Raw genomic sequence first — 26817 nt, 5'->3', positions numbered from 1 at the left:
CGATGCCCGTTGAAACGAGCGAGAAGCGCACATTCAGATGGTTGAATAGCGCTTCAACTTGACAATCCCCATTAGGAATCAAAGCATCGAAACGCCAGACTAATGCGAGGCTCACAAGGCCGCGCTATTTTGGGGATTCCATGTTCGTGAGTCAGTTGCGACTCATAGCTCATGACCAGGACGCTGCCCGCCTCCAGATCAATATGTCTTACTCGTCCGGGCCCTGTCTTCGGGCGAATCGACATTCGACGAGTGGCGCCAAGGGAAAGGACGGCAATTGGCTGACCTACGACGAGTTTTTCGACCTTGTCGCTATGTAGAGCAACACTATCTTTTTCATCGCGATAGAGATTCAATCCGACCGAATTGAAGGGTGCCTCGACCAACAAGCGCACCTCGGCGAACGCATCTGCCAGCGGCTCAGGCAACTCAGCACTTCCATTGTCCGTGCAGCCTGCTATAAGGCGCGGTACGGCGACCTCCCGGTCGTACATCATCCGGCGATAAGCGCCCCAGTCGGTGTTTGTCAGCAGCAGACCAAACCAGCGGTCCGCTTCACTCTTGCTTATTCGAACCGGCAAATAGCGGATACCGCCTTCCTCGTCGCGAACGAGTGAGATCGGATCGGGTTCGAAAAGGTCCTGCTGACACTGCATGACATTGTCCTTTTTCGGCGCCAACTGAAAGCTTGGCACAGGTTGATTCTTTCGAGCGCGCCTTTGACCCATTCACGACTCGTCGAGCGCAATGCCTCAATTTAAAGTTGGGGCTCTTATCCTGGAGCTTGTGATGAAAAAGCACTGGTCCGTGAGAACCGCAGAGGACTTCGGTCGTACCAGATTGTCTCCGTCTTTTTTTATGCGCGACTTCCTGCACAGCGAGATCGCTGCCATTGGGGGCTTTCAAAATTTACCTGATGACCCGGCGGCTGCCGTGCGATCTGGCCGCGAGCTCTGCACCCAATTACTTGAGCCTTTGCAAGCCACATTTGGTCGTCTGGCGATTCGCTCAGGCTACCGCTCTCAGCAGGTGAACGAATTTGGCTGCCGGCACCGGCTCAGTTGTGCCTCCAATGAGAAAAACGCCGCGAGGCACATCTGGGATCATCGCAACAAGAACGGCATGGGCGCCCTCACGTCCGTAGTCGTGCCGTGGTTGGCCGACAGGATCGATACGGGAATCACATGGCAGTCGATGGCATGGTGGATTCACGACAACCTGCCGTACAGCGAGTTGCAGTTCTTCCCAAAGCTGTTTGCGTTTAACATCGGCTGGCACGAAGTGCCGAAGCGGACCATTTACAGCTTCACTGAACCGCGTGGATATCTGACCAAACCTGGTTTCGCAAACCACACAGGTGATCACAGTTCCTTTTACGTCGGTTTCCCAAAGCTTGTCGTCGTGCGTTGACGATCCTAGTGATTCGACGCGATGCCGCCCAGGCGCGAGAACCATGACGATGTCGACGTGAGCAGCCGGCGTAGCCTTGTGTGCAATGGTTCTAACATTAAATTTCTCCAGCTAGGAATGTGTTTCGATTGCCGGGCAGGTGCCCGTCTGCGCCTACTCATAGCACTGCGGCGACGCAGTCGATTTCAATGTCAAAGTGTCCTGGCCAGGCCGGCACGTTGACGAAAATTCTGGCTGGGGGGTCCTTTGGAAAGTACTTTGCATAGATGGCATTTACCGCCGCAAACTGATCGACTGACGTGCAGTAGACATTACACTTCAGGACGTTTTCCAATGAGGAGCCGGCGGCTTCCACACACAGCTTCAACTGCTCAAGCACAAGTTCAGTCTGTCTTTCGATGGGTGCGTCGATTACCTCTCCAGTCGCCGGATCAAACGGAGGAAAGCCAGATACGAAGATCAGGCCGCCGTGTCGCGTAACCGCCGATGTGGGCGCCTTCCAGCGCTCGAGATACGTTGACAAGGGTTCTACGCGGATAATTTCTCGCTTCATGTTTCTCTCCGTCGAGGTTCATTGATACTCGTTAAGGGCTTACCCGGTAAGACGTCGATAGGGGACAACCGCCGGGGCCCGGCGCTACATGAATGTGCTGCTTGCAGCGCCGGGTCGAGCGTGTTTATGAAGCCGGCTTATTCAAGCCGGCAACGAGTGCCTTGAAGCCGACCCATCCCCAATAGACACGATGGTGGGCAATCAACCCGTTCTCGATGTCCATCACTTCGACAAGATCAACCTGATCGCCGTGCGGTGTGTCGCGCGGATACTCCCAGGTCAGTTGCCGGCCATTGGAGAAGAACGTCCCCGTTCGATACCAGCGGCCAAGGTCGTTCTGTAGTTTGCGAAGACCCGCGTCGAAGAAGGGCTGGATTTGCGCTTTGCCCTTCAAGATACCCTCAGTGCTGTCTTTCAAAGTCACCAGGATCAAAGGGGTTTCAAGGATGGCGTCCTCGGCATAGAGCGCCATCAGGCCGTCCAGATCGCGGCTCAGGATCGTTTCATGCCAGCGTTCATAAATGTGGCGGATTTCGGCTTCGGTGTTTGCAGTCATGGTTTGGGACGTCATGCTAGTGATCCTTCGATGTGTGGATAAGAGCCCCCACTTTAAATTGGGGCGTTGCGCCCGACGAGTCGTGAATGGGTCAAAGGCGCGCTCGAAAGGATCAATCTGCAAACGGTGGCGTCCGTTCGCGAATCCGGCGCAGATTCAGGCTGCGCAAGCCAGTGCGCCAGCACTGAAGCGGCACATTCCGCATTACCGGGAACGTGCCGCAACTGCTCAGCTACCGAAGTACGTATTGCAAAACTCTGGCGGGCCGACACATCCGTCGGCCGAGTTCGTGGCAGGCAATGCGCAGCCCGCGAGAAGCAGTCCCATTGAAACTGCGGTCGCGGCATAGATGACCACGCGCTTTAGCCATTTAGATCGATTCACGGGATGTAGATACATTATGGATGCGCGTAGACGGTCGAGTTGAGCGTTGCTAGCTGGCCATCACGCTGAGCTTGCACGAGTTCCTGACGAACCTGTGTGCGCGTCTTTTCCATCACCGGTTGATTTTGTGGGGACGTCCATTCGCCATTCTGTGCCGGGATCCCAGCTTGAGTGATTTGTGCGCTGTCGTTGGCGGACTGCGCAGGCGCCGGAGTTTGCGCAAAGACGGACATGGAAGCCGAACCGGCGATGAGAACTGCAATCAGATAGTGTTTCATTTGATGGATTCTTTCGATGTGTGGATAGGAGCCCAAACTTTAAATTGAGGCGTTACACTCGCCCAGTCTTGAATGGGTCAAAGGCACGCTCGAAAGGATCAATCGGTGACAGGTGGCGTCAGTTCGCGGCGCTTTAACTAAGGGGCAACCGCCTTAGGAGTTGGCTACGCCAACTCTCGTCAAACATGAATCGCTCCAATGAAGCGAGAGCGATCCCGGCGGGATCGGCTCCCGCGCAGGGTTAGAAAGTGGCCTGCCTCACTGGGCAGATCCGTATCGATATCCGATGCTGCATGGCTTGGAAAGGAAGGGGTATTTGCTCTCCCGGCCCGAGCAGTCCGGAAAGCGCGCGCGGCGAGTCTACGAAATCGCGCCCGTTGGGCGGGAATCCCCGGCCGACGCCAAGATCAAGGTCAAGATCAAGGCCAAGGAGCTGTTCGGTGAACTGTTCGAGGAAGGTCGCTGACGAGTCGTTTGCTGCGGTGGAGCCGACGTTTGAACGTCCGAGCAGCTCAGCGCAGCACCAAGCGAACGTCATGTTAGGCGTTGGGACGAAACGCGTGGGCAGCTAACCTTACCCCCGCTTAGCGCGATACTCATCAAGCCCCTTCCCCGCCTGCGCACGAATTGCGTTTCGCACAAAAGGCGTCCAACCAAGCACAGCCCCCTTAAAACCGAGCGCTTGCCGCGCCCAGCGCCACAAATCAAAACTGTCGCGATGCTCGACAATGAGCCCGTCACGAAACACAAAGCGCGCCTCGATGCGATTAACCACCATGCGCCCAGTCTGACCAAACCGATAACGCGCAACCCACTGCGCGCTCCCGGCCTCCTCGTTCGCCTCGACCTCGCCAAACGTCAAGGAAAACTCCCGCGCACGCTGCACCAGCATGCGCCACATGTCGCGTGCGCGTTCCCCGCGCAATTCGCCGAACGCCGGATCGCTGAAGACGATGTCGTCGGCATAGCAGCCCTTCCGTGATTTCCACCGTAACGCTTTGGCCCGACATCCCTTCGCGCGCGAGGTAGTCGGACCATCGCGCGCGCAGCAGGCTGTCCAATTCGGACGCTTCCGATCCTCGTACCCGGCGTAAGTGCTCGAGTAGTGGACGACTATCACCTCACGAACTAGATGCGCTCCGCGTTTTCAATGTCTTCCATGCATTGCTGTCCGAACGGTTGCATCAAGATGCCGCGCTTGAAGTCGACCATGAAGGATTGACCTTCCTGTCGCGCTTGCGCGTGTTCTTTCCACATGAATCCGTGGATCAGCCTGAACGGTTCCTTCCTGTAATACACGAACATTTCGAGTGGTACGTCGAGTCCCGGTACCCAACCCTCGATCAACAAAACGTCTAACTGTGAGCCGTCACTCTGAGCGACCGTCCCTTCTCGCCCAGACGACCATCCGGAGCCGCCGACTGCCTGTTCTCGTGCTGACCGCGCATTTGCAACGGCCTCGTGCTGGGTCGCAGCGGGATAAGGGACGGGTGTAGGCGTTTCGTTATCCCAGTAGACGACGTACGGAACAGTCAACTCGCCAGGCGCGAGAAGATGCTGAACATTGATCCCGTGGCTAAACGCGTACCCCATGTAGAGCGCCAAGCGTTTTTCATTCATAGCGGCACTTTTTCGTTTGGTGCCAAAAACGTCGCTGAATCTAATCACATATACCTCGCCCCGTGTTCAATTCTTGGAATATCAACGACTCTCTAATTCGCCTCGAGCGTTCACTTCTGGATGAACCTCATCGACTCCGTCGCGGCAAGTTGCCGGTCGCGACCGAAATGCAAACGTTGGCACTGACTAATCCGGCATCGAACACGGCCGGCGCGACAGAAGAAAGCAAACACGCAGCCACTTTGCATTTCATTGATAGCTGATCGAAGAACGGGAATTGGACCAATACAATAACGGCTGATTCAGAAGGACCTTAAAGCCTCAATTGTCGACAATCCATGATCGTACGCCGGGCGGCAGGTATTGGCCGCCGTCTGCCAGATGCGGTCGGCCCTAGTCGACCCGTTTGAGCCACTCAAATACGATCCACGACCGTCCGCTCCCAATTCAACACAAGACGATCGCCGATGACGCTTCGACCTATCGCTCGACCTCGAGCGATCCGCCAATTTAGTCCCTGATTCGTTATTCACGCCTCAAGCGCGGGATATTTTTATAGAGTCTCTCAACCAGATCCTTTGCATTTTCCCCATAATGAAGCTCACGGTGGCAGTTAGGACATGCGGCCACGGCATTTTCCGTGCTATCGGACCCCTTTTCGGCAAGTTTCCTGACGTGATGAACCTCAAGATACGGAAGGCCGTCGGAGCCGCTGAACGGAGCTTGTTGGCTGCAACATTCACAGATTCCATTGGCCTGCCTCAAGACCCATGCCTTCACCGATGCATCGCGCTGGTACTGGGTGACGGATAACGTGACTGCCTTCGGAACGCGACTCCCCTGTGGCAGAGTAAGTTGCTTCTTCTTCACGTTCTCTCGGACGGCAATCTCAAACGCGACGACCGGCGTGATCGATTTCTCTTCCACCTCAGCAATTAATTCCTCAATCTGCGCAGCGACATTCGCGCCGACGTTCTTAGCTGGCTTCAGACCGGACAGCCAATCACGCCCCATGAGAGCAAGGACGTAGGAGATATTCTGCATCCGGTACTCAAACGACTTTGCTGTTCTACCAAACTTTGCAGCTAGGTCGTCGTAGTACTTTCGCTTACTGAAATGCGTTCCTGCGCGATCAAGCCGCTGCATCTCAATGTATGCCATGACTGATGCACGCAGTTCATCTTTGCTCCAGCCCTCACCGCTGACAGCTTCCGATGCCACATCGTCCCCCGTGAGGTAAGATTCCCAGGGGAAAATTTTGGATCTCTCTATTTCAGATCGCCACCAGCCAAAGTCATCCGGTTTCCGACCAAATAATTTGAAATATCCATCACCTGGCATTAACGTCGTTTTGTCGATAATCAAGCCAGTGATCCCGGGCTTACCCGTTGTCATAGACCATTCGGCTAGCGAATTCAGTCCTTGCTGCTTCAGACTCTCACCATAGGTTGGCCCCTGTTGGTGAAGCCCCAGCGCGTCGTGAATTTCTTTGTAGCTGACAAACGTTCGAGGGTCATCCGGTTTTACGTTTGGAAGCCAAGCAACCAGGAACCAAAGGAGTCGATGACCCTGCTCATCCAATGAGGCGCTTGATGTTGGTGCTTGTGCCATGGAGCTCCCGATTATTTATAAATGCAAGCAATAGGTGATTCAATCATTGGGAGCGCGGTCCATGCTGTTTCCCCCTCCCAACGAATAAGCAACCAGTTCAACCGGCTAACGACAAACGTCCAGCATCAAAAGCATTCCGGACGTAATTGTATCGTGACACTAACGGCGGCATTGGCCGACGAATTGCGAGCCAATGCATCATTAGCGTCCGTCCCCTGTCGGCCTCGAAGCGGACCTTCACAAACCTCTCTTGAGTAGCTCAAACTGGCCGCACTTTGCCCACTAGCGGTCGGCAGCACGGGACCCGATTGCGTCATTCACGGTTCCGCAAAACGGCCGTTCAAATACGCAACTCCGCCGTGAATGCAGTCACAAATAATGTGAGTCAGTCTGCACGCCTTGCACCACACGCCGCACAAAAGCTCGCGATGGGCGTGCGAAGCGGTTTGCCGCAAGCAGTGCATGCAGGACCGTATAGCTGAAGGCGGTGATGCATCAATACGCTTACATTGCTCTCACGGAATCCTGTAATTCGTTCGTAGGCCACTAGAGCCGGAAGACCCGAGTTGTACCGATAGGCCTCCGCTAAAGATGCCCCCGTCTCTTTTCGATATTGCTTTATCTGCTCAAGCAACGTTTCCGGATTAACCAACTGCCACTCGTCTTCAGTGAGCATCGGTACATCCATCTCGCAGCGCCAACAGTAGATCGTTTGCGGCATCTTTTTATCGTCTCTCCTCGAACCAAGGCTGGTTGCCGATACCACCGTCGACACGAGCAAGTCGCATGAGTTCTGTACAGAGTCGCCCAAGGCGAGCACTATTCAAGGATTAGATGTTCACTAGAAGCAGGTTCGCCGAATGCAATCCCACCGCAACACAGAAGTACTCGCTTTGCTAGTTCGACTAGTTCAGCGCGTCATTGTGCCAACGCCATACAAGAGCTTAGGACGAAACGCGTGAGCGGCTAGCCTCACCCCCGCTTAACCTGAAACTCATCAAGCCCCCTCCCCGCCTGCGCACGAATTGCACTTTGCACAAAAGGCGTCCAACCAAGCACGGCCCCCTTAAAACCGAGCGCTTGGCGCGCCCAGCGCCACAAATCAAAACTGTCGCGATGCTCGACGATAAGCCCATCACGAAACACGAAGCGCGCCTCGATGCGATTGACCACCACGCGGCCGGTCTGACCGAACCGATAACGCGCAACCCACTGCGCACTCCCAGCCTCCTCGTTCGCCTCGACCTCGCCAAACGTCAAGGAAAACTCCCGCGCACGCTGCACCAACATGCGCCACATATCGCGTGCGCGTTCCCCGCTCAATTCGCCGAACGCCGGATCGCTGAAGACGATGTCGTCGGCATAGCAGGCCGCCATCGCCTCGGCGTCGAGCCGCTGAAAGGCCTCGTAGAAGCGTTGAATCAACTCGGCGTTAGGATGTGTCATCGTTAGCTTGGTTTTCGTTATGAATGGATCGGAGTGTACCTCTGCCCTCACCCCTGAGCATCAGCGGCCCGCTCCGCGAGCAGCGGCCACACCAGCAGTTCGAACTCCTCCGGCGGAACCGGCGTCGAGTAAAGAAAGCCCTGCGCAAAATCGCAACCGACAGCCTTCAGAAAATCCCGTTGCTCGGCGGTCTCCACCCCTTCCGCAATGACTTGAAGCCCTAGCTTGTGCGCGAGCACGACCATGGCCTCGCAAAGCGCCTGGTTGTCTTCGTCAAAGCTCAAGTTATGGACGAACGAACGATCGATCTTCAGGTAGTCGATATCGAAGCGCTTGAGATAGGCAAGCGACGAGTAACCGGTCCCAAAGTCGTCGATCGAGATTCCGATGCCCGAGCGGCGGAAGGTCAGCAGCTTCTCATCGATCTTCGATTCGGCCTGCAATAGCAGCCCTTCCGTGATTTCCACCGCAACGCTTTGACCCGGCATCCCTTCGCGCGCAAGGTAGTCGGACCATCGCGCGCACAGCAGACTGTCTTGTCGAACCTGGACCGGAGACATGTTGACACTGATCTGAAATGACGGATGGAATTGATCGCGCCATTGCCGCGCTTGATGCACGGCTTGCCTGAACACCCAATCGCCGATGGGCACGATGAGGCCCGTATCCTCGGCCAAGGAAATGAAATCGAGCGGGCTGATCGTGCCGCGCTCGGGGTGCAGCCAGCGGATCAGCGCCTCGGCTTTGCAAACCTGCCCCGTCGCGAGATCGACGATGGGCTGGTAGCAGAGCTGAAACTGCTTGCCGGGCAAAGCGATGCGCAAATCGTTGGTGAGCCGCAGGCGCCTTTCGGCCTCCACCTGCATATCGGGCGTGAAGTAGCTGAAGCGATTGCGCCCGGCGTTCTTGGCCGCATACATCGCTTGATCGACGTTCTTGAACAGCACGTCGAGATCGCTGGCGTCGTCCGGGTAGACCGTGACGCCGACGCTGGCGGATATAAAAGCCTCGTCGGCGCCGAGATTGAACGGCTCGGCCAGTTTGCCGATGATGGTCCGCGCGATCCGTTCGATGCTTTCGGTGTCGTCGAGATTCGGAAAAATAACGGTGAACTCATCGCCGCCAAGTCGGGCGACCGTATCCGATTGGCGCACGCACGAGCCGATCCGCTTGCCGGCCTCGATCAGCAAAATATCGCCCATGTCGTGACCCAGGGAGTCGTTGACCTCCTTGAAGCGGTCGAGGTCGATCAGCATCAAGGCCATGCGCTGCCCGAAGCGGCTCGACTGTCTGGCTTCGTGAGCGAGTCGCTCATGGAACATCTGGCGATTCGGCAGGCCCGTCAGTGCGTCGAAATTGGCCTGCTTCCAGATGGTGGCCTCGAACGCCATCCGGTCGGAGAGATCGCGGCCGACAGCCAATACGGAGTTCACCTTGCCGGAGCGGTCGGGCTCCGGCGTGATGCGGATGTGCGTGCATTGTTGCTGCCCGTCCTTGCCGGCCCATTTCAGCTCGAATTGCGTGCTTTTACCGCTGGCAATGACTTCGCTGATGATCTTTTCATAGACGAGCGCGTTAGGGCCGCCAGGGAGCTCCGAGGGCCGCTTGCCGAGCGCTTCGGCAAGACTGCACCCCGCGACGGCACAGAATGCGGGATTGGCGTAGACGCGGCGACACTCGCGATCGTAGCGGGCAATGGTATCGGGCGAGTTCTCGATCAGCGTGCGCGACTCTCGCTCTCTAGCGACGAGTTCCGCCGTTCGTTCGATGACGGTCTGCTCGAGCGAGGCGTTGATCTCGTTGATTTTCTGGATCTTCTGCTTGATCGCGCGGCGCATGATTTCGAAGCGCTGCGCGAGCCTGCCCAATTCATCCTGTGCACCGGCTGCGGTTTGCGCTTGCCCCTCTTCGTCGAGTTGGGCGCCGGCATCGTCGCCGGTATCGTGCACCTTACGCACCAACTCCCTAAGCGGCGCGGAAATGCTGTGCGAGATGAAGTAGGCCAGGAAGATCGACAGCAGGAACCCCGAGATGCCGACCAGCACGATCTGGTTCCGCACCGCTTGCGCCTCGACGGTCAGTTTTCTTTCCGCAATGGTGCTGACCACGAACCAGGTCGTGCCGGGGATTCTCGCGTACGCCGACAGGTAACGTCCCCCGCGCTTTCCCGCGAACGCGACGAAGCTGCGCGCCGTGCCCGCTGTCGCGTTGTGCGCGATGTTCTCGATGAGTCCAGGTTCGGGCATCGCGTCGGTGTCGGCCGATGCGTCGTCGGCCCGGATGATCACCTTGTTGCCGCTCGCATCGAGAATGTAGATTTGCGTGCCGCTGCCCGTGGCGACGTCGTTGAATATCGTCGAGAAATACTCGGGGCGAACGATCAGCACCAGATTGCCGAGCTGCTCGTTGCTGCTCTTGTCGATGATGGCGCGCACCATCCCGAGGTTTTGTTGTCCGACGCCGTCGTCGTAACTGCCCCAGTAAGCGCGTTCATGTCCGTCCTGCGCCCGCTTGACGAGGCTCGTCACGCCCCCGGTCAATTGCGCGAACGCCTGTGTGTCCAGAATCCGGTTGTTCTTGTCGAGCAGATATTTCTGGTTGATGAAATCAACCGATCCGTAGTGATCGAGGAGCAGCCGCGCCATGTCCTGGCGCGCCTCGCTTTGCTCCTTGGCGTTGCCGCTCGCGGCCCTGGCAAGCGCGCCTTGAACCCGATTGGAGAGCACCAGCAGATTGCTCTCTGTCTCGATCTGCTGCATGCGCAACTCGATGTTTCTCGATACCTGCTTGACCACCTCCTTCGAGAATATCTCCGCGTTCTCCTTGATCGCCGCGATCGACTTCACATACGAGATGCAACCCGAAATGAAGATCGGCAGCAGCGCCAGCAAGATGAACGCGGCAATCAGCCGGTAGCGAATCTCGACACGACGAAGCAAGTCCTGCGAGAAGGAGTCGATAACGCGTCGCAGCAACCCGGGGATTGAGTTCATTTGTAGTGCATCTTCGCTTCATTCTTGACCGATTCATCGAGGCGCTTCGCTGCCTCGCTGGCCGTCATTTTTTTGAGCAGCACGTCCTGCATCAATCCATGCAGCGACTCGAGCGTGTTCGAAGGCAGCGCCGAATAGTAGGGGCTCGCGGTCACCGAATAGCGGCTGACCGCATTCGTGTAATCGACGATTTCCGGGTCGCTAACGGCCATACCCGCGTTGTTCTGGAACGGGGAGATGTTATGGCGCTTGCGTTGCAGAATCGGGAAGCCTTGGCCGGCGATGAATTCCAGAAAGCGCATCGCTGCCGCCTTGTTGGGCGTCTCGCTCACGGCAAAGCCCGTCTCGCTGCCGAGCACAGGAACCATCGGCTCGCCGCGTGCATTCCATGGCGGAATGAACACGCCGACCGGAAAGCGATTGCCGTGCAGCAGAAGGCCAGCCGCCCAACTGCCTTGAAACGCCATCGCCACCTTGCCGTCCTTGAAAAGACGCATGCCGTCGTCGTAGCCGGTCGTCATGAACGAAGCCTGCACGTAGCCGCGTTCAGGCAGCAGCGCCATCTTGGCGAAGATATCGGCGACTTCGGGCGTGTCGAGATCCAGCGTGCCGTCGGCCATTTTGTTTTTCCAGTTGGGCTCGTGCGCCACGACGTCGTTGGCGAAGCCCGAGGCGAACGGCCCGTTGCCGAGCATGTTCGGGAAACCGCCGTTCAACATGATCGGCGTGTATCCCGCACGTTTGAGCTGGGCGCACACGCGCAGGAACTCGTCGAAATTCGTCGGCAGCTTCTCGATCCCCGCTTTGGCGAACATGCCGCGGTTGTAGTAGATCATCGTCGTCGCGACGCCGCCCGATATGCCGAACCCTTTGCCGCGCCGGCTGGTCCAGTCCCGCTTGAGCGGAGCGAGCATGTTCTTCCACGCCGATGTCTGGCTGACGTCGGCGAGGACGCCTTGATCGGCCAGCTCGGCCGAATAGGCGTTGGGGTTAACGCTCAATAGATCGGGCAGCGTGCCGGCGGCGACGCGGGGCTTGATGTTCTCTTCGACCGTATTGCCGATCATGAACTGAACGTCCACGTGAACATCGGGATTGAGCTTGCTGAACTCGGCCGCGATCTGAAGCATCTGCTCGGGCCAGTCCGGCGCCCATATCAATGCCGTAATGCTGGTTCGGTGCGGCGGGGCCGCACTGGCGTCAGTGGCGTCTTGCTGGTGGCAACCACCCAGCAGCAGCAAACCGATCAGGCCGGATAGCAGCCAGCGAACCGCTGACCGGACCGGGGACCCCATGTGAGAGCCAGAATGCGGATAGTTGGCCATGACGACAAAAAAGGCGATTGAACGCAATAGACCCGAATCTGCATATCGGCAGCGAACATGAATCCTTTAATTGTCGTAAGGCGCGGGGAGATCGCTCCCCATGCCGGCGAGCGGGCTGCGGGCGAACCTGAACGGTGTTGCCCGCGCCTTGACGTTCAGCTCGACATCGAACGCAGCGAACGGAAACTCACGCGAAGTTCTTCAGAGAACGTTTGCGGTTGCTCCCAGGCCGCGAAGTGACCGCCTTTGGGGAGGCGGTTAAAGTGAATCAGCTTGGGATACGCTTTCTCTGTCCAGCTTTGCGGGGCGGCGTAGATCTCATCCGGGAAGACACTGACGGCGACCGGGATGGCAACGTGCTTCGGGGCAAAGAAGTTGAGCTTGTTTTCCCAGTACAGGCGAGCCGAAGAAACGCCCGTGTTCGTGAGCCAATAGAGCGTCGCGTTGTCGAGGATGTCGTCTCGGCTCAGGCCTTCAGACTGCCCCTGGAACACGCGGGCAATCAGAGCCTGGCTGGCGGCATCGTGGTCGATCATCCAAGCCGCGAGGCCGATAGGCGAATCTTCGATCCCATACAGTGTCTGCGGCCGGCCCGCCATCTCCTGCGCGTAGCCGAGACCGTGCTTGTAGAAGAAGTCGAGCTGATCGAACGCGTGTTTCTCGTCAGGAGAAAGGCCGGCGGGAGCCGGGTCGCCGAACTTGAGTGCATCTGCAATGTTGTCCGGCACGGTAGCGGGCATGTTGGTGTGAATGCCGAGCAGTCCCGGCGGCGTGAGGAGCGCCATCTGTTCCGTGACGGCATTCCCCCAATCGCCGCCTTGCGCCACATATCGTTGGTATCCGAGACGCTGCATCAGAACGACCCAGGCGCGTGCGATGCGAGCAGGATCCCAGCCGGTTGTGGTTGGCTTGCCTGAGAAGCCGTAGCCGGGCAGCGACGGAATCACGACGTCGAAGGCGTCCGATGCACTCCCGCCATAGGCCGTCGGGTTGGTCAGCGGATCGATGATCTTCAGTTGCTCGATGATCGAGCCGGGCCACCCATGCGTGACGATGACCGGCAGCGCATTCTGATGTTTCGAACGGACGTGAATGAAGTGAATGTCGAGCCCATCGATCTCGGTGACGGACTGCGGCAGAGCGTTCAGCTTCGCTTCAACTCTGCGCCAGTCATAGCCAGTCGCCCAATAACGCGCGAGGTTCTGCATCGTCGCGAGCTGCACGCCTTGCGACGCGTCAGTGACCGTTTCCCGCTCAGGCCAGCGGGTCGCCTTGATACGCCGTTTCAAGTCATCGAGTTGCGATTCCGACGCGTGCACGCGAAGGGGACGAATAGCGGTCTTGTCGCCATCGGTCGACTGTGCGACTTCAGTGAGGGATCGATTCGGCTCTGCGAAAGCGAGCTGACTCAATGAAGCCGCAACGGCGGTCGCCGCTGCTACGCCAAGAAACCGGCGGCGCGACGACGTTTGGGTGAGGATATCGTTTTGCATACATGCTCCAATTCTCAATAAGTACGAGTAAGGGGAGCGATGGATGCCACAGCAACGCAATATCCCAGGCAAACGCTCTCGCGATTGCCCGATTGAGAAGCCTATGGAGGCAGGCAGTTGGTGAGCCTCACATCATTCCCCCCTTGACCGACCGAAAACCGTAGTCCGCGGTAGTTGAGGCAATTGTGTGTAAGCCAACCGTTTGGGTAAATGCCCGCGACAGAAGAACAGTTGTGATTGCCGGGAACGAATGCGATTCAACTGGAAGCGTTAAGCCTCGGGCTGATGGCAAACCGCTTCGACGTTGTGCCCGTCCGGACCAATGACAAACGCTGCGTAGTAGTTCGCGTGGTAGCGCGGGCGCAGACCAGGCGCACCATTATCTTTGCCACCCGCCTCCAGAGCCGCGCGATAGAAAGCATCGACTTGCTGGCGATTCCCAGCCGCGAACGCCAAGTGAAGAGGCGCCGGCTTCTCCTCGGTTTGGTACAAGCACAACGAAGCCTGTGAAGCCGGCCCCGGTTGGCTAAGCTCGATACCGTACGTCGGCTCCCCCTCCCCGACAACGATTACGCCAAGCGGTTCGAGTGCCTTGAGGAAGAACGTTCTACTCGCGGCATAGTCGCTGACTCCGAATTTGACGTGGTCGAACATGAGCTCTCCTGACGTGTGTGGGCCTGCGCGAGGCCTAACATGATTTGAAAATCACCGCGATGTTGCCACACGTCGCCACGAGTCGCCACCACGAACCTGCAGCAGCTCAGTCAACGATGAAGAGCTTGGCACCCGTCTTCGTATAGGACTGATGCGCCTCCGCGTTGTCCCCAACTTGATAGCTCATGCCGCCTGTCAAAACGAATTTTCGTCCATCTTCAAGCGTCGTTTCCAGTTCGCCTTCCAAGCAGAAAAGAATGTGCCCTTTTTGACACCAATGGTCGGCAAGGTAGCCGGGGGAATACTCCACCATCCGCACACGGATTTGATTCGGCTGCTCACCGAAAAATCGCGTACGCCAATGCGCTACGCCGGTTTCGCCTCGGTGCTCTGTCCTTTCGACCTCTAACCAATTGGTCGTCCCGAACGCAAACGCATCCATTTTCATTTCGTTTTTTCCTGTTCAAGTTGTCAATGATCTACGTGGCGACGTCGAACATCCCTTGGCAGCAGACCTTCGCCCAACCTCACTTCTTCACGGGAACACCATAAGCGCTGACGATGCGCCGGTCCTGCTCCGTTGCCGAGAAAAGCTCCCATTCGAGACCGTTCACATCGACACTGCTCGAATAGCCTTCCACGGCATCGTCTTCGAATCCGACATGCCGCAATTGCCCCGCACGCTCGGGCTTCTCGTTGATCGAGAAGTTGAGCAGATCGGTACGCCACATCGCATACTGCCCCGGCACGACTGCCGAAGGCGGCTGCCCGAGCCGCTGACTATAGTCGGCGATCGACGCTTCGAGATTCGCAACGGCCAGTGCAATATGAAAACGCTTCATGATGGGCTCCGTGATTGTTGATGTTGATCGACTAGAACGTCGCCTCATCGTAGCCAGGGTTCACGGGCGCAGCCAGATCAGCGGCTATGCTGGTATGGGGACTACCCGTGACTCTGTTCAGCAAGCCGCAGCGAGACTAGTGGTAATTGACGAAGTTGATAATGTCATTGAGGAACCACGGCAGAATCAATTGCGTATTCGGATCGCTGACACCGACGCTGAGCCGCGGCGGCTTTGACGTGGCGCCACCGGGCGTCGAACCGCCGGGAGCATGCAGCATGTAGGTATCCGTTTCGGGAGGAACTACCCTGGTGTTCTGATTGTTCGCGGGCGGCGATGAGGAAGCGCAACCGGCGATGAGCACGACCCCGGCCGCTGCGAGGCAAATGATCTTCATGATGATGAGTTCCAGCAACGTGACTTCGACAGTATGGCCGAAGATGAATTCGTCAATGCCCGCGCATCGCAGACGTTGTGGACGGCACCATCATTTGACGCGATGGTCAGGCGGCTCCCAACCCATCAGCGTCTCTGCGCTCCATTGCGCTGCGGCAAGTCTGGCGATGAAGAAATCAGCCAACGCGCTCACCTTCGCGGGTCGTGCGCGAGCCGTCGGCGTAACGAAATACAGCCCCCCTTCGGGCAATCGCCAATCCGTCAGAATCGGTTCGAGCTGTTTGTCCACGAAGTGCTGTGTCGCGACAAACTCGGGCAGCTCCGCGATGGCCAGTCCCGCGAGAAGCATGGGCAGTAATGCCTCCACGCTGGTTACCCGTAATGCCCCGGTTGGTGTGACCGTGCATTCCTCGCCGCTTTGGTGGGTAAAACGCCAAACGTCGCGCTTGTTCCTGTTGACGTAAGTCAGGCACTGGTGGGCGCCAAGGTCGTGTGGATGCTGCGGTCGGCCATAGCGGGACAGATAGGCAGGCGACGCCACGACAAACCGGCGCACGGGTGCGATGAGACGCGCCGCCAGTGACGAGTCTTCCAGAATGGCGATGCGCAGTGCGGCGTCGAAGCCCTCCCCGATCAGATCGGCATGGACATCCGTGAGATGAAGATCCATGGCAATGCCCGGGTAGGTCTCGAAGAACTCGGGCAACAGCGGAGCGACCCAGCGAGCGCCAAACGAGAGCGGAGCGGCGAGCTTGACCAGGCCGCGCGGCCGGCTCGAGGTCTCGCGTGCGAAGTCCTCGGCCTCCTCGGCGTCGGCGTAGATTTTCGCGGCTCGCTCGGCAAGCGTATGGCCGTAGTCCGTGAGCGCCAGCCGCCGGGAAGTCCGGTTGAAAAGCCGCCCTCCCAGCCGCTCTTCCAGGCGAGTGACCGCCCTGGAAACGGTGGCGACCGAGACGCCCATCGCCGCCGCTGCGGCGGCAAACGACCCCTCTTCGGCAACCTTCGCGAACATCGCGAACCCTTCAAAGTCCGGCAGTCTTGACATCGACAATCCTGCAACGATGGTTTTCAATCATTTCTATTTCGAAAACTAGCACGCTCCCATAGATTTGTCTCGTTACAGCGCTTTAAGCGCCCTCACTAACGATCAAACCACGAAGGTCATTCTCATGAGCACCACGCTCGAAGTTCACGCATTCGCTACGGCCAACAGCATCAAGGTTCCCATCGCATTGGAAGAGATGGGGCTCGACTATCGGCTCGTCCCCGTCGACCTGCGCCAGGGCGAGCACAAGACCGACGCCTTCAAGGCCATGAATCCCAACGCAAAGGTCCCGGTTCTCGTCGACCGAAGCGCGTCAGGAGACCGCGACGTGGTACTCAGCGAGTCTGCCGCGATCCTGGTCTACCTCGCGGAAAAGACCGGGCAACTGCTTCCTAAGGAAGGCCCCCAGCGCGGCAAGGTCTTCGAGCAACTGTTCTTCCACGCCTCCGGCCTCAGTCCGGCGTTCCTGCAGTCATTCCAGGTCGCGATCCAGGCGTCGCCGCAACCCGAAGCAAAGGCGCGAGCGCTTGCGGAAGTCGATCGGACCCTGGGCGTGCTCAATCAAGCGCTCGAGCGCCATCGGTACGCTGCCGGCGAGGAGTACAGCATCGCGGACATCGCCCATTTCGGGTGGGTGTGGCGTCATCAGTCAATTGGCGCGACGCTCGACAAGGTTCCGTTCGTCGCTCGCTGGCACGAAGCGATGTTGACGCGGCCGGCTGTCGTCGCGGCCATCGCAAAGACCATGGCGCTGGCTCAGTAAGGCGATGCAATCACCCATTTCCAAGTAATCCATACACCCCGACGCGGCCTAACCCGTCGTCGATCAGCAAGGAGAATCGCAATGAACGATCGTATTCATGAACTGCTCTATCGCAACCTTCAAGAGGTCTTTGGCGAAGGTGACGCCGAGCGTCGTCGCGCAGCCATCAAGGAACTCTATACGGAAGATTGTGTGGTCTACGCGCCTCCGGGTGCGATCGTCGGGCACGACGCGCTCGACAAATTCGCAGGAGACCTCCGCGCGACGCACCCGCATTTTGCCTATGCGCCGCACGGCAAAGCGCAGGCGCTGCACAATGCGGGGCGCCTGAACTGGGGTTCGGGTCCGCGTGGCGAGGCGCCGGACTATACGGGCGTGGACGTCATCATCGTTCGTGACGGCAGGATTGCCGCGCTCTACGTCTTTCTGGATTCCATGCCGTCGTAGATGAAGCGTGTTCGCCCTCGCCGAAAGACTATGAAAACGCGGCCTGATAGACCTTTGGCGTCACGCCGGTTTGTTGCTTGAAGACGCGCGTGAAGTGCGACTGATCGGCAAATCCGGTTCGCGCGCCGACTTCAGCAATCGGTCTGCCGGCTCGCAGCATGGGCATCGCGTGGCGCACGCGCTCCTGCTGCTGAAAGGCATGCGGGCTCAGTCCGACTTCCCGCTCGAACGCGCGCAGCAGCACAAAAGGCGTCACACCACACTCGCTGGCAAGCATCGACAACGTCAACTGCGCGTGGAAGTCTTCGCGCAGACGGCTCTTGATCGCGCGAACCAGTGCAGGCTCGCTGTGCACGACGGGCAGATCGGGAGCGCGTACCGCGTGTCGCGCATGCAAGCCAACGACAGCGCAAGCGAGCGCCTCACTGCGTTTGAATGGATCGTCGTCGACTTCGGAACACCAGTTCACGCCGTAGAGATGGCGCGACAATTCCGAGTCGACGATGAACGCGCTCGTCACTTCGAACCGTTCGCGCCGAGGAATGCCAAGCCGCTCGCAATAAGCAGCGAGCGCTGCCGGCTGCACGTGCTCGACGCGCATCTTCCAATGACCATCGCCGGCGGCAACGCCGGAGTGCACCACATCCGCATCGATGACGATCACGTCGCCACGACGGCACATGCGCCGCTCGTTGCGAACCTCGACCGCGAGGGTTCCTCCCGTGATCACCGCGAGGCAATGCGTCTCATGCGTGTGCGGCGGATACCGGTGGCCGACGAACTGCCCCCTGAGCATGACGGCATCCATGACGTCCGGCGCGCGCCAGAGCTTGACGGAAGGCGTCGGCAATGTGGCTTTCATCTCGATGCAGCCTGTGAGAGCGGACGAAAAATCTCATCATAGTCCTCGAGCCGCGGCATCGTCATGGATCGCCGCTCGTCGAGCCTTTCGACGAAAACGCGCCACCGCGAAAGCGTGTCCGCCCGCTCATCCGGTGAACAGTAAGGGACATGCCACGCAAAGAACGGCTCGAGCACCTCATAGCCCACATACCCGAGCGTTCCCTGCAGCAGATGACGCAGCATGCCTCCTGCAAGCTCGCCATGGATGGCTTGCGCACCGAACATATGCTCTCGTCCGCCAAGCGTGACGCAGACCACGGCCCGCTTGCCGGCCATGCCTCCGCGACCATAGATCCGCTTGCCGCCATAAAGTGCGCCGGACAGAAAGCAGCGGTCGATCCATCCCTTGATGAGCGCAGGCACCGAGAACCAGTAGAGCGGGAACACCAGCATCAGGATGTCGCTGCTCAGGAGCGCATCGACCTCACGCTGGATGTCGGGCGCAACGGCATGGCGCGCGAGCGCGTGACGCTGCTCCAATGCGTAGACGAGATAGTCGCGGTCGGCGCGCTCGGTGAAATCGCTCGCGCGGACGACGGGATCGAAGTTGAGCGCATACAGGTCGGAAAAGCTCACGTCGTCGCCGCGCGACTCCAGCAGGCGCCGGGCTTCATGAGCCATTGCCGTGCAGAAGGAGCGCGGCTCCGGATGGGCGTGGACGACATGAACTCTACGCATGGGGAATCGATCTCCAGGAAACGGCCGGAATGTAGGCATTGAGATAGGAAAGCTCGCTCTCGATCGCTTTTCCGGCCGACAGCGTGGCGCCCTCCCGCAACAGACGCCGCGTAGCCTGCAGCGCGCTCGGCGGTTTCGAAGCGAGGCTCGCGGCGTAGTCGCTGGCGGTTTGATGCACCTGAGCGTCAGGCACCACGCGCGAAACGAAGCCACGTTGCAACGCCTCAGCCGCGCCTATCGGCCGACCGCTCATCAACCAGTCGCGAGCGACGAGATCACCGACCCGGCGAGCCAGCAAGGCCGTCGCGCCGGCTTCAGGAACGATGCCGAGGTCGGCGAATGGAAAGCGGAACATCGCGCTTTCGCCGGCGACCACATAGTCGGCATGCAACAGCATCGTCGCACCGAAGCCCACCGCCGCGCCGCTGACGGCGGCGACGAGCGGCGTGGGCTGATCGGCAAACGCCTTGATGCAGCGCGTCACCGCACCGTCGGCGGCCTGCGGCCAGAGCGTGCCGAATGCGGCTGTGTCATGGCCTGAGCAGAAGCAATCGCTGGTCCCGTGCAGGAGCACGCAATGGACGCGCACATCGTCCTGCGCGAGTCGCAGCGCATTCGCAAGCGCATCGAACATCGTGCCGTTGAGCGCGTTGCGTTTATCCCGGCGATTGATGCCGATGGACCAGATCTGCCCGTTGAGTTCGGCGGTGATGTGGGCAGCCATCATGCGAACAGCGAAAAGCCGCCGACCAGTTTGCTCACCCGGTTCCTCGGTCCGACCAGACCGACTGCGAGGTACTGGAGCACCTCACCGGACAGCGCGTGGAGCGCGTTGAGAAACGCATCGTAATCGGTGGTGGCCTGTCCCTGTAACGGAAAATCCACCACATCGCAGTGCGCGAGCGATTTGTGGCGAAGCTCGCTCAGCTGCTGCGCCGTGGCCTTGAGCACGGGAATCCCAATCGGGATGAGACCCGGATGCGCCGTACCGTCATGCTCGCGCAATGGCGCGCCCACGAGATGGCTGTGCCGCTGCCCGAGCGTGAACGCGACGACGGCTGCAGCATTCGACGCCTTACCCGGCGACAAGGCTTCGTCCACGACGATGACACAACGCTCCGGCTTCTGCGAAACCTCCGTCTTGCTCGAAGCGCCTGCTTCCGTTTGCCCTGCTTCCGTTCGCACTAACAATTCCTCTCTCCCGAAGAACACATCCTGGAGAGCATGCTAGGGAAGGTTTTGCCGAAAGTATTGAACGATTTTGCAGCACAGTCCGTCGCAGAGGACGGACCGTGCTCGTCAGTAATGCACTACGCCAAGCGCACTACTCCACGCGATCGAGCAACACCGCCTCGCGTTTGCGCAGCGTTTCCTGAATCGCCGTCAGCCCTTCTTCGATCTCCATCGAATGCTCGAGCATCCATACCCCGCCGCGGGTATCGAGCATCGCGTGCAACAGCGAGCACTGGCCGACGAGCCGCTCGTCGCAGCGAATCAACGCCTTGAGCGTCTCCGCTTCCTGCCGATAGCGCTGCGTCATGCGGTCGTTCTCGGGCACCGGCTGCGATTGCAGCCGGCCGCCGACCATGCCGATGCGGCCCGCCAAGCGTTCGAGATTCTGGGCCGCCGCCGCGACCGACGGATCCGGAAAGGGCTTCTCGCGAGAAGGCGCGGGAATGAACTCGCGTCGGTAATCCGCCTCCGCACGCTCGACGCTCCCGCGCGCCAAGCCGATTAACCACGACGCTTTGCTGCGCACGAGCTGATCGTCCGCGCGCAGCTGGTTCTCGGTGCGGTAGAAGTTGTAGCCCCAACCGTAAAAGAGGTTGATCGCGGTCTGGCGGAGCACACCTTCATCGTAGAACTGTGCGTTCATGATTGAGGGTTCCCGGGAAGCCCCGTTTCGCCCGCTACGGAAAATATCCCCGTAGATGGAGCGCCAATATTGAACGGCAAGCCCGCCGCCGCGTTGGGCGCCGACACCAGACCCTTCTCGGCCATCTTCAACGCGAGGTAGTAGCGAACGGCTTCCAAGGGCGAGAGGCCAAGGGCCTGCAGCGAGATCAACTCGCGCATCCGTTCATCCTTCGGCAAGATCAGGACCTTGAGATCGTGCAGCATGATGCCGAACGTTTTCAGGAAGTCCGAAAGATGCATCTTCACCGAGTCGCGGATTTCGGTGATGTGCTCGTTGATGTTCTCCATCTTCGTGACCTGGACGACCTGGTTGATCGCCTGCTCGATGGCCGGGCCCGCATACGCGGCAACCTCGTCGGTATCGATCACGGGGCCGTTGAAGGGAAGATGGGCAATCAGGTCGAGCGCCGATTCCTTCGAATCGATGTGAATGTAGTAGTCGACCTGGTACGCCATTTCCGCCATCTCCGAACTCGTGGCAATGCCCTGGTTGCGGATGAGCAGCTTGGTCCGGTTGATGTAGATGACCTCGAAGACCCAAGGCGACGAGCCCCCGAAGAAACCCTGAGTGATCGAGCCAAGCAGCGGCTTGTCGGGCGTGGCGAGCGCGTATTGCCCAGTCTCGTAGACGTTGAGCACGGCGCCGCGCGATTTGAGCACACAAAATTGATTGGTCTCGACGGTCAGGAGCGAGCCGGAAACAATGCTCTCGTCCGCGATTTTGATGGCCAGGCGTTTGGTGCCCAGCATATCGGTGCCATCGGGCCGGATCGACGTGATGACTTGCCTTGCGATCGCCATAGTGTGGTCCCTCACTATTTATCAGTGGTTTAACTACGCGTGAAATCTCACCTCTTCCTGAAACGCCATGCAACTGCGAACTGTTTATTTACGAGCGGTGGCGTACTTTCATCCAAAGCGGACGCAATAAACCGGCGGCAAATGCGCTGAAATCAAATGCCAGTTTTCGCCGCCGTCATCGGACGTCCATAGCCCGCCGGTGGTCGAGCCCATCGCGAGGCGTGCGCCGGAGTCGTCGACCGCGAGCCCGTGCCGATACACGAGGTCATAGGCCGGCGCAGGCGGCAATCCGCTTGAGAAACGCTCGAACGTGCGGCCGCCGTCGCGGGTGCGCGTAACGACGAACTGGCCGTTCACCGGGATCCGGCGCTCGTCTTTGACGGCGGGCACGAACCACGCGGTATCCGGCTCGCGCGGATGCACGGCGACCGCGAAGCCGAAGCTCGAAGGCTGCGCTTCGATGCGCTGCCAGTGCGCCGCGCCGTCGGTCGAGCGGAAGATCGCGCAGTGATGCTGGGTCCACATCACATCGGGGTTCGCCGCGCATTGCACGACGCAGTGCGGGTCTTGCACATTGGCCTCGCCGCGCCGCTCCGGCGGCATGTAGTCGGCCTCCATGCCATCGGCCGTCACGCGCCAGTTCGCGCCGCCGTCGGCGGTTTGCCAGACGCCGCCGCATGAGATGCCAACCGATACGTGCCGGCTGTCGCGCGGATCGACCATCACGGAATGGATGCCCGGCGCGTCGTAGCCGCCTCCGAACCATTCGCGGCGCTCCGGGCGATCCCACAGCGCGCGGTTGAGCACCCAGGTGTCGCCGCCATCGCCGGAACGGAAGAGCCCGCCGGGAATCGTGCCGGCCCACAAGACGCCCGGCTCTTCGGGACCGCCGGTTTCGAGCGACCAGATTTGTTGAAGCGTCCAGGGTGGGCTCGGCGGGGTGGGCTCGGCGTTCGCAGAGTTTGCATTGTCAGGGCCGGCGTCTTCACTCGTCGCGTGCGTGCTTGCGCTCGCGCCGTCACCGATAGGTGCCTCGTCGGCGGGCTTCGGCGGGTAGACCGGGACCGCGCACTCTTCCCAATCCGCCTTCCCCGCGCGCCGCCGATGCAGCTTCACGCCGAAGTGGCCGAGATTGAGCGCCGCATAGAGCGTCCCGTCGCGCGGATCGGCCAGCACCATGCTCACCGGCTCGCCGATGAAATGCGGCTCCCCGAGCGTCCAGCCGCCCTTGCCATCGGCTTCCAGAACGAACAGCCCCTTGCGGGTTGCGACAAGCAATCGATCGCTCATGTCGAGTGTCTCCTCGAGTGTGTGGCCTCGCTTATTTGCCCAACTTATCCGGCCAACTTATCCGCCCGACAGCGCCTGGACCACGTAAACCCGGCTTTCCTCGCCGAGCGCATCGGACAGATGTTGCCGGTCGCGCACCCGCCGGCCGTCGACGAACACGGCGAGATGCTGCCGCAGCGCGCCCTGATCGTCGAGGATGTAGCCGCGCAGCCGGGGTTGCTCCGCAAAGACGGTTTCGAGCGCTTCGCCCAGCGTGCGCGCCCCGACCTCACGCTCGGGCGTTGCGATATGCCGCTGAATCGAAGCCGCGAAGAAGATGTGCGCCATGGCGGGTCGCTGCGTGGGACGACGGTATCCGTTGGTTCTGTAGTGTAGGCGATCCGCTGCGCGCTTCGGGATCAGCGCAGATCGTCACGAAGATCGCGTACGCCTCTGCCGAGGCGTTGGCGCAAAAGCGTTCTCAGCGTCGCGCCGTCGGCGTAACCCACCTCGGCCGCGATCGCTTCCACGTCCAGGCCGCTGCCGTGAAGCAGAGACTGCGCATGCTCGATCCGCAAGTCCTGAAAGTACGAAAGCGGCGATTTGCCAAGCACGTCCTGACAGCGCCGCTGCAGCGTGCGCGCACTCGTCGCCAGCGCACGGGCGGCCTCCTGCAGCGAGAACCCATCCTTGAGATGGTCTCGCGCCCACAGTTCGAAGCGCTGAATGAGCGGATCGGCCTGAGCCAGATGATTGGGGATGATGTACGGCGCTTGCGACGAGCGTATGTCGGCGAGCAAGTAGCGCGAGACGAGCGCGGCCAGCTTCGGGCTGGCTCGGCGTATCAGCCAGAGCGCGAGATCGAGATGCCCCATCGCGGCGCCGGCCGTCACCCCAACGTCCGACGGCACCAGCATGCGAGATTCGTCGAGCAACACGTTGGGGTAGCGCTGCCGGAACAACGGACCGAGCCACCAGGTGGTCGTCGCTTCGCGATGATCGAGCAGTCCCGTTTCCGCCACCAGGAAAGTACCGATGCAGGACGCGGCGATCAGCACGCCTTCGGCGTGCCATGTCAGAAGTTGCGCCTTGGCCTGATTCACGTCTGGTCTTCCGAGAGCCGGGATCAACCGATCCGGCGTCCCGGTACTCAGCGCCGGAACGACCACCCAGTCCGGCCTCGAGCCTGGCGTGATGGCCTGCACGGGGATGGCCAGCCCGTGCGCCGATCGAACCTTCTTTCGCACGCCCACGATCGACACGTCGAAATGGGGGGTTCCGCCCATTTGCGCGGCCGAGAAGCTATTGGCGAGCCCGAACGCGTCGAGCAAAACGGTGAGGCCCGTATCGAACAGACCCTCCAAGGCGAGTATGGCGATGCGCATGGCGTAAATGACCCCAAAGTTGTCATTTACGACGATACAGATTTTTGTGTCCGATGACTACAGTGATCCCTGTTGTTCCCCGTTATTCACCGCAACGAAGATTGACCAAGGAGGTCGCTCATGAAAGTCTTTGCCATCGCATCCGCACAACCGACCCTCACACCCGACAAGCTCCAGCAGCACTTGCCTCACGAGGTTCCGGCCACGCTCAAGCTCTATCTTGACGGCAAGGTCGAGCAGTTCTGGTTTCGTGAGAACGCCGGTCCGATCTTTCTGATGAACGTCGAGTCGGTCGAGCAAGCCCGGGCGACGCTGCATGCGCTGCCGCTCGTGGCCGACGGTCACATGACCTACGAACTGATGCCGGTCGGACCGCTTGTTCCACTTGGCCGGCTCATCCAGGACAAGTGAGTTCATGCGCTATTAGCGTCAAACTGATCTTGGCGGAATACTAAGGATTCCAATACAAGCTCGCCGAAATCGTTTTCAAACTGGATGTGCCAACCGTGAGCGCCGTGTGAGGCTCTTGTAATGAACCCGGCGCGTGCAACGCACGCGCCGGCTTGGCAAGATCGACAGCGAGGTTGAATATCAGCCGGCGAGATGCTTGCGCTTCGCCAGTTCCTGCGCCTTCGCGTAATCGGCCTGAATCACAGGCAGCGCTTCCCGCGCGGCCTTCTTCAACCCCTCGTCGCGGCCAGCGGCGATCTCCGCCTGAAAAGCCGAGAGTGTCTTCTGCTGGCCGCCCAGCGCGACCTGCTCGATATACGTCTTGTCGAAATCGGCGCCGCGCAGATTCTTGATGCTCTCGAGCACGGCCGTTTCCGGGTCGTCGCGCGGCACGTCCACGCCTCGCGGACTTGCCGCGCGCATCGAGTTGGAGAGGCTCGTGTAGTCGGCCACCAGCTTCTCGGCGAAAGCCTTCACCTCGCGGTCGCTGGAACGCGAATCGGCGAGGCGGGCGGCATCGCGCTGGGTTGCAACGCTCTGGGTGCCGTCGGCGATGAAGGCTTTGTCGGCGGCATGCAGTTCGTGTGCGCCGGGTGCGGCAGACGGTGCCGGGGTTTGCGCGTAGGCGCTCGACGCAAGGGCGCAGAGGCTGACGGCAGACGTGGCAATAAACGCGCTAAGCGAGAGGCGAGTCATATGAATTCCTTTGTGCATGGTTGGAATCGATTACGCCACCCCGGCCGCAGGCAGGGTGGCGTGGCACGGGACTGTTTGCCGCGGCAGGGAGTGCCGCGCAACAGTCTGAGGAATTCTAGGAACTCGTCCGCCGGACAGGTGAAACGATGACGTCGATTCTGTAACGGCTGGTAACGACGCGTTTTACTGACCGCCTGACGCGAGTTGCTTGTTGCGGTCGGTGAGGAACTGGATTAGTCCGTCGACGCCGTTTTGCTGGATCTTGTCGTTGAATTGCGTCCGGTAGGTCTGGATCAGCCATGCGCCGAGCACGTTGATGTCGTAGACGCGCCAGCCTTGCGGCGACTTGTATAGCCGGTAGTCGATCGAAATTTGGCCGCTCTTGCCCGGAGCGACCGTACGCACCACCGCGTCGGTGCCGCTCGACGCGTCAGGCGAAGGCGGGTATTGGAATTTCTGATCCGTGTTGACCAGCGCGATCGCGCCGGAATACGTGTGAATCAGCAACTGCTTGAACTGCTCGACCACCTGGTCCTGTTGCTGGGGTGTCGCTGTGCGCCAGAAGCGGCCCATCGAGTACTGCGTGGTGCGGCGAAAGTCGACGTAGGGGAGGATGTCCCGGTCCACGATATCCATGATGCGCGGGATGTCGTCGGGCGTGAGTGCCTGCTTGCGCACGTCCTCCAGGACTTGCTGCGTCACGGTTTGGATGAGCGTCTGCGGGTCGGTCTGGTCGTTGATTTGGGCGGACCATGCGAGTGTTGGCGCGCACAGCGACCCGATGCCGGCCGCCATGCTCAGCGACATGATGAACGCAGAACGGACAACGGTGCTTCGGCAGAAGTGCTTCATCGCAAACCTCGATTCCGAGAAGGGTTCAGCAGATCGCCGCAGCAGTGCCG

General features: G+C 59.7%; 31 protein-coding genes and 1 pseudogene. 5 read left to right on the top strand and 27 right to left on the bottom strand.

Annotation, left to right across the window (positions count from 1 at the left end; all coding sequences use genetic code 11):
• Positions 1–71: 71 nt before the first annotated feature.
• On the bottom strand, positions 72–728 hold the full coding sequence (locus AAHK20_RS31260; RefSeq protein ID WP_449185377.1) for an alpha-ketoglutarate-dependent dioxygenase AlkB family protein: 657 nt from the start codon (positions 726–728) through the stop codon (positions 72–74).
• A gap of 61 nt (positions 729–789) precedes the next feature.
• On the opposite strand from AAHK20_RS31260, the gene AAHK20_RS31255 reads away from it, so the two are divergent.
• Positions 790–1410 carry a hypothetical protein gene (locus AAHK20_RS31255; protein WP_449185376.1) on the top strand — a complete coding sequence of 207 codons (621 nt, stop codon included), beginning with the start codon at positions 790–792 and terminating at the stop codon, positions 1408–1410.
• A gap of 157 nt (positions 1411–1567) precedes the next feature.
• On the opposite strand, the gene AAHK20_RS31250 is transcribed toward AAHK20_RS31255, so the two are convergent.
• The 3 genes from AAHK20_RS31250 to AAHK20_RS31240 form a co-directional block, all read right to left on the bottom strand.
• Entirely contained in the window at positions 1568–1963 is a 396-nt protein-coding gene (locus AAHK20_RS31250) for a RidA family protein (protein WP_449185375.1), read from the bottom strand.
• A 124-nt stretch (positions 1964–2087) separates the two neighbouring features.
• A complete protein-coding gene (locus tag AAHK20_RS31245; RefSeq protein ID WP_449185403.1) occupies positions 2088–2519 on the bottom strand; it encodes a nuclear transport factor 2 family protein in 432 nt (143 codons plus the stop codon).
• A gap of 398 nt (positions 2520–2917) precedes the next feature.
• Positions 2918–3181, bottom strand: coding sequence for a DUF4148 domain-containing protein (locus AAHK20_RS31240; RefSeq protein WP_449185374.1), 264 nt, complete (start codon positions 3179–3181; stop codon positions 2918–2920).
• 286 nt (positions 3182–3467) lie between these two features.
• Here AAHK20_RS31240 and AAHK20_RS31235 point away from each other — a divergent pair, with 286 nt between their 5' ends.
• The gene (locus AAHK20_RS31235; RefSeq protein ID WP_449185373.1) at positions 3468–3647 is read left to right on the top strand and encodes a hypothetical protein; all 180 of its coding nucleotides are present in this window, start codon (positions 3468–3470) and stop codon (positions 3645–3647) included.
• Between the two features lie 108 nt (positions 3648–3755).
• Here AAHK20_RS31235 and AAHK20_RS31230 read toward each other — a convergent pair.
• The 12 genes and pseudogenes from AAHK20_RS31230 to AAHK20_RS31175 form a co-directional block, all read right to left on the bottom strand.
• Positions 3756–4151, bottom strand: a pseudogene (locus AAHK20_RS31230) (nuclear transport factor 2 family protein); the annotation flags it as partial.
• A 158-nt stretch (positions 4152–4309) separates the two neighbouring features.
• The gene (locus AAHK20_RS31225; RefSeq protein WP_449185372.1) at positions 4310–4801 is read right to left on the bottom strand and encodes a hypothetical protein; all 492 of its coding nucleotides are present in this window, start codon (positions 4799–4801) and stop codon (positions 4310–4312) included.
• Between the two features lie 525 nt (positions 4802–5326).
• On the bottom strand, positions 5327–6412 hold the full coding sequence (locus AAHK20_RS31220) for an HNH endonuclease (protein ID WP_449185371.1): 1086 nt from the start codon (positions 6410–6412) through the stop codon (positions 5327–5329).
• A 972-nt stretch (positions 6413–7384) separates the two neighbouring features.
• Positions 7385–7858, bottom strand: a complete 474-nt coding sequence (locus AAHK20_RS31215) for a nuclear transport factor 2 family protein (protein WP_449185370.1) — start codon at positions 7856–7858, stop codon at positions 7385–7387.
• Between the two features lie 47 nt (positions 7859–7905).
• A complete protein-coding gene (locus AAHK20_RS31210) occupies positions 7906–10851 on the bottom strand; it encodes a bifunctional diguanylate cyclase/phosphodiesterase (protein WP_449185369.1) in 2946 nt (981 codons plus the stop codon).
• Positions 10848–12146 carry an ABC transporter substrate-binding protein gene (locus AAHK20_RS31205; protein ID WP_449185368.1) on the bottom strand — a complete coding sequence of 433 codons (1299 nt, stop codon included), beginning with the start codon at positions 12144–12146 and terminating at the stop codon, positions 10848–10850. The genes AAHK20_RS31210 and AAHK20_RS31205 overlap by 4 nt, the downstream gene beginning before the upstream one ends.
• 185 nt (positions 12147–12331) lie before the next feature.
• Entirely contained in the window at positions 12332–13669 is a 1338-nt protein-coding gene (locus AAHK20_RS31200; RefSeq protein WP_449185367.1) for an epoxide hydrolase family protein, read from the bottom strand.
• A gap of 270 nt (positions 13670–13939) precedes the next feature.
• Positions 13940–14323 carry a VOC family protein gene (locus tag AAHK20_RS31195; protein ID WP_449185366.1) on the bottom strand — a complete coding sequence of 128 codons (384 nt, stop codon included), beginning with the start codon at positions 14321–14323 and terminating at the stop codon, positions 13940–13942.
• Positions 14324–14429: 106 nt separating this feature from the next.
• Positions 14430–14771 carry a DHCW motif cupin fold protein gene (locus AAHK20_RS31190; RefSeq protein WP_449185365.1) on the bottom strand — a complete coding sequence of 114 codons (342 nt, stop codon included), beginning with the start codon at positions 14769–14771 and terminating at the stop codon, positions 14430–14432.
• A gap of 79 nt (positions 14772–14850) precedes the next feature.
• Complete coding sequence (locus AAHK20_RS31185; protein ID WP_449185364.1) at positions 14851–15165, bottom strand: VOC family protein; 315 nt, start codon at positions 15163–15165, stop codon at positions 14851–14853.
• 136 nt (positions 15166–15301) lie between these two features.
• Complete coding sequence (locus AAHK20_RS31180) at positions 15302–15580, bottom strand: hypothetical protein (RefSeq protein WP_449185363.1); 279 nt, start codon at positions 15578–15580, stop codon at positions 15302–15304.
• Between the two features lie 72 nt (positions 15581–15652).
• Positions 15653–16606, bottom strand: a complete 954-nt coding sequence (locus AAHK20_RS31175; protein WP_449185402.1) for a substrate binding domain-containing protein — start codon at positions 16604–16606, stop codon at positions 15653–15655.
• Positions 16607–16730: 124 nt separating this feature from the next.
• Here AAHK20_RS31175 and AAHK20_RS31170 point away from each other — a divergent pair, with 124 nt between their 5' ends.
• Positions 16731–17369 carry a glutathione S-transferase family protein gene (locus AAHK20_RS31170; protein WP_449185362.1) on the top strand — a complete coding sequence of 213 codons (639 nt, stop codon included), beginning with the start codon at positions 16731–16733 and terminating at the stop codon, positions 17367–17369.
• 81 nt (positions 17370–17450) lie between these two features.
• Positions 17451–17816 carry a nuclear transport factor 2 family protein gene (locus AAHK20_RS31165; protein WP_449185361.1) on the top strand — a complete coding sequence of 122 codons (366 nt, stop codon included), beginning with the start codon at positions 17451–17453 and terminating at the stop codon, positions 17814–17816.
• A 28-nt stretch (positions 17817–17844) separates the two neighbouring features.
• Here AAHK20_RS31165 and AAHK20_RS31160 read toward each other — a convergent pair whose 3' ends face one another.
• From AAHK20_RS31160 to AAHK20_RS31120, 9 genes are all read right to left on the bottom strand, one after another.
• Complete coding sequence (locus AAHK20_RS31160) at positions 17845–18678, bottom strand: helix-turn-helix transcriptional regulator (protein ID WP_449185360.1); 834 nt, start codon at positions 18676–18678, stop codon at positions 17845–17847.
• Complete coding sequence (locus tag AAHK20_RS31155; protein ID WP_449185359.1) at positions 18675–19397, bottom strand: NAD(P)H-dependent oxidoreductase; 723 nt, start codon at positions 19395–19397, stop codon at positions 18675–18677. Before AAHK20_RS31155 ends, AAHK20_RS31160 begins: the two co-directional genes overlap by 4 nt.
• Positions 19390–20124 carry an enoyl-CoA hydratase-related protein gene (locus AAHK20_RS31150; protein ID WP_449185358.1) on the bottom strand — a complete coding sequence of 245 codons (735 nt, stop codon included), beginning with the start codon at positions 20122–20124 and terminating at the stop codon, positions 19390–19392. Before AAHK20_RS31150 ends, AAHK20_RS31155 begins: the two co-directional genes overlap by 8 nt.
• Positions 20121–20582 carry a DUF2000 domain-containing protein gene (locus AAHK20_RS31145; RefSeq protein ID WP_449185357.1) on the bottom strand — a complete coding sequence of 154 codons (462 nt, stop codon included), beginning with the start codon at positions 20580–20582 and terminating at the stop codon, positions 20121–20123. Before AAHK20_RS31145 ends, AAHK20_RS31150 begins: the two co-directional genes overlap by 4 nt.
• Before the next feature lie 139 nt (positions 20583–20721).
• Entirely contained in the window at positions 20722–21273 is a 552-nt protein-coding gene (locus tag AAHK20_RS31140) for a hypothetical protein (RefSeq protein ID WP_449185356.1), read from the bottom strand.
• Complete coding sequence (locus AAHK20_RS31135) at positions 21270–22115, bottom strand: SPFH domain-containing protein (protein WP_449185355.1); 846 nt, start codon at positions 22113–22115, stop codon at positions 21270–21272. The genes AAHK20_RS31140 and AAHK20_RS31135 overlap by 4 nt, the downstream gene beginning before the upstream one ends.
• A 108-nt stretch (positions 22116–22223) precedes the next feature.
• Entirely contained in the window at positions 22224–23405 is a 1182-nt protein-coding gene (locus tag AAHK20_RS31130; RefSeq protein ID WP_449185354.1) for a WD40/YVTN/BNR-like repeat-containing protein, read from the bottom strand.
• Between the two features lie 57 nt (positions 23406–23462).
• Entirely contained in the window at positions 23463–23732 is a 270-nt protein-coding gene (locus AAHK20_RS31125) for a MoaD/ThiS family protein (RefSeq protein ID WP_449185353.1), read from the bottom strand.
• A 71-nt stretch (positions 23733–23803) separates the two neighbouring features.
• Entirely contained in the window at positions 23804–24769 is a 966-nt protein-coding gene (locus tag AAHK20_RS31120) for a GlxA family transcriptional regulator (protein ID WP_449185352.1), read from the bottom strand.
• Positions 24770–24889: 120 nt separating this feature from the next.
• Here AAHK20_RS31120 and AAHK20_RS31115 point away from each other — a divergent pair, with 120 nt between their 5' ends.
• Positions 24890–25180 (top strand): hypothetical protein, encoded by a 291-nt coding sequence (locus AAHK20_RS31115; RefSeq protein ID WP_449185351.1) that lies wholly within the window; start codon positions 24890–24892, stop codon positions 25178–25180.
• Positions 25181–25360: 180 nt separating this feature from the next.
• On the opposite strand, the gene AAHK20_RS31110 is transcribed toward AAHK20_RS31115, so the two are convergent.
• Complete coding sequence (locus AAHK20_RS31110; RefSeq protein WP_449185350.1) at positions 25361–25915, bottom strand: DUF4142 domain-containing protein; 555 nt, start codon at positions 25913–25915, stop codon at positions 25361–25363.
• A 183-nt stretch (positions 25916–26098) separates the two neighbouring features.
• Positions 26099–26710 carry an MlaC/ttg2D family ABC transporter substrate-binding protein gene (locus tag AAHK20_RS31105; protein ID WP_449185401.1) on the bottom strand — a complete coding sequence of 204 codons (612 nt, stop codon included), beginning with the start codon at positions 26708–26710 and terminating at the stop codon, positions 26099–26101.
• Positions 26711–26817: the final 107 nt, after the last annotated feature.

The sequence above is a fragment of the Trinickia camelliae genome (assembly GCF_053525655.1).
The sequence above is the reverse complement of the archived record's forward strand: the minus strand, read 5'-3'. Positions and strand labels throughout refer to the sequence as shown.

Coding starts and splice junctions, on each gene's coding strand:
- AAHK20_RS31255 (WP_449185376.1), top strand. CDS start 790: ATGAAAAAGCACTGGTCCGTGAGAACCGCAGAGGACTTCGGTCGTACC.
- AAHK20_RS31240 (WP_449185374.1), bottom strand. CDS start 3,181: ATGAAACACTATCTGATTGCAGTTCTCATCGCCGGTTCGGCTTCCATG.
- AAHK20_RS31225 (WP_449185372.1), bottom strand. CDS start 4,801: ATGAATGAAAAACGCTTGGCGCTCTACATGGGGTACGCGTTTAGCCAC.
- AAHK20_RS31195 (WP_449185366.1), bottom strand. CDS start 14,323: ATGTTCGACCACGTCAAATTCGGAGTCAGCGACTATGCCGCGAGTAGA.
- AAHK20_RS31140 (WP_449185356.1), bottom strand. CDS start 21,273: ATGAACGCACAGTTCTACGATGAAGGTGTGCTCCGCCAGACCGCGATC.
- AAHK20_RS31200 (WP_449185367.1), bottom strand. CDS start 13,669: ATGCAAAACGATATCCTCACCCAAACGTCGTCGCGCCGCCGGTTTCTT.
- AAHK20_RS31190 (WP_449185365.1), bottom strand. CDS start 14,771: ATGAAAATGGATGCGTTTGCGTTCGGGACGACCAATTGGTTAGAGGTC.
- AAHK20_RS31135 (WP_449185355.1), bottom strand. CDS start 22,115: ATGGCGATCGCAAGGCAAGTCATCACGTCGATCCGGCCCGATGGCACC.
- AAHK20_RS31110 (WP_449185350.1), bottom strand. CDS start 25,915: ATGACTCGCCTCTCGCTTAGCGCGTTTATTGCCACGTCTGCCGTCAGC.
- AAHK20_RS31160 (WP_449185360.1), bottom strand. CDS start 18,678: ATGAAAGCCACATTGCCGACGCCTTCCGTCAAGCTCTGGCGCGCGCCG.
- AAHK20_RS31235 (WP_449185373.1), top strand. CDS start 3,468: ATGCTGCATGGCTTGGAAAGGAAGGGGTATTTGCTCTCCCGGCCCGAG.
- AAHK20_RS31205 (WP_449185368.1), bottom strand. CDS start 12,146: ATGGGGTCCCCGGTCCGGTCAGCGGTTCGCTGGCTGCTATCCGGCCTG.
- AAHK20_RS31155 (WP_449185359.1), bottom strand. CDS start 19,397: ATGCGTAGAGTTCATGTCGTCCACGCCCATCCGGAGCCGCGCTCCTTC.
- AAHK20_RS31120 (WP_449185352.1), bottom strand. CDS start 24,769: ATGCGCATCGCCATACTCGCCTTGGAGGGTCTGTTCGATACGGGCCTC.
- AAHK20_RS31175 (WP_449185402.1), bottom strand. CDS start 16,606: ATGTCAAGACTGCCGGACTTTGAAGGGTTCGCGATGTTCGCGAAGGTT.
- AAHK20_RS31170 (WP_449185362.1), top strand. CDS start 16,731: ATGAGCACCACGCTCGAAGTTCACGCATTCGCTACGGCCAACAGCATC.
- AAHK20_RS31115 (WP_449185351.1), top strand. CDS start 24,890: ATGAAAGTCTTTGCCATCGCATCCGCACAACCGACCCTCACACCCGAC.
- AAHK20_RS31185 (WP_449185364.1), bottom strand. CDS start 15,165: ATGAAGCGTTTTCATATTGCACTGGCCGTTGCGAATCTCGAAGCGTCG.
- AAHK20_RS31250 (WP_449185375.1), bottom strand. CDS start 1,963: ATGAAGCGAGAAATTATCCGCGTAGAACCCTTGTCAACGTATCTCGAG.
- AAHK20_RS31210 (WP_449185369.1), bottom strand. CDS start 10,851: ATGAACTCAATCCCCGGGTTGCTGCGACGCGTTATCGACTCCTTCTCG.
- AAHK20_RS31165 (WP_449185361.1), top strand. CDS start 17,451: ATGAACGATCGTATTCATGAACTGCTCTATCGCAACCTTCAAGAGGTC.
- AAHK20_RS31150 (WP_449185358.1), bottom strand. CDS start 20,124: ATGATGGCTGCCCACATCACCGCCGAACTCAACGGGCAGATCTGGTCC.
- AAHK20_RS31105 (WP_449185401.1), bottom strand. CDS start 26,710: ATGGCGGCCGGCATCGGGTCGCTGTGCGCGCCAACACTCGCATGGTCC.
- AAHK20_RS31215 (WP_449185370.1), bottom strand. CDS start 7,858: ATGACACATCCTAACGCCGAGTTGATTCAACGCTTCTACGAGGCCTTT.
- AAHK20_RS31220 (WP_449185371.1), bottom strand. CDS start 6,412: ATGGCACAAGCACCAACATCAAGCGCCTCATTGGATGAGCAGGGTCAT.
- AAHK20_RS31260 (WP_449185377.1), bottom strand. CDS start 728: ATGGGTCAAAGGCGCGCTCGAAAGAATCAACCTGTGCCAAGCTTTCAG.
- AAHK20_RS31245 (WP_449185403.1), bottom strand. CDS start 2,519: ATGACTGCAAACACCGAAGCCGAAATCCGCCACATTTATGAACGCTGG.
- AAHK20_RS31130 (WP_449185354.1), bottom strand. CDS start 23,405: ATGAGCGATCGATTGCTTGTCGCAACCCGCAAGGGGCTGTTCGTTCTG.
- AAHK20_RS31125 (WP_449185353.1), bottom strand. CDS start 23,732: ATGGCGCACATCTTCTTCGCGGCTTCGATTCAGCGGCATATCGCAACG.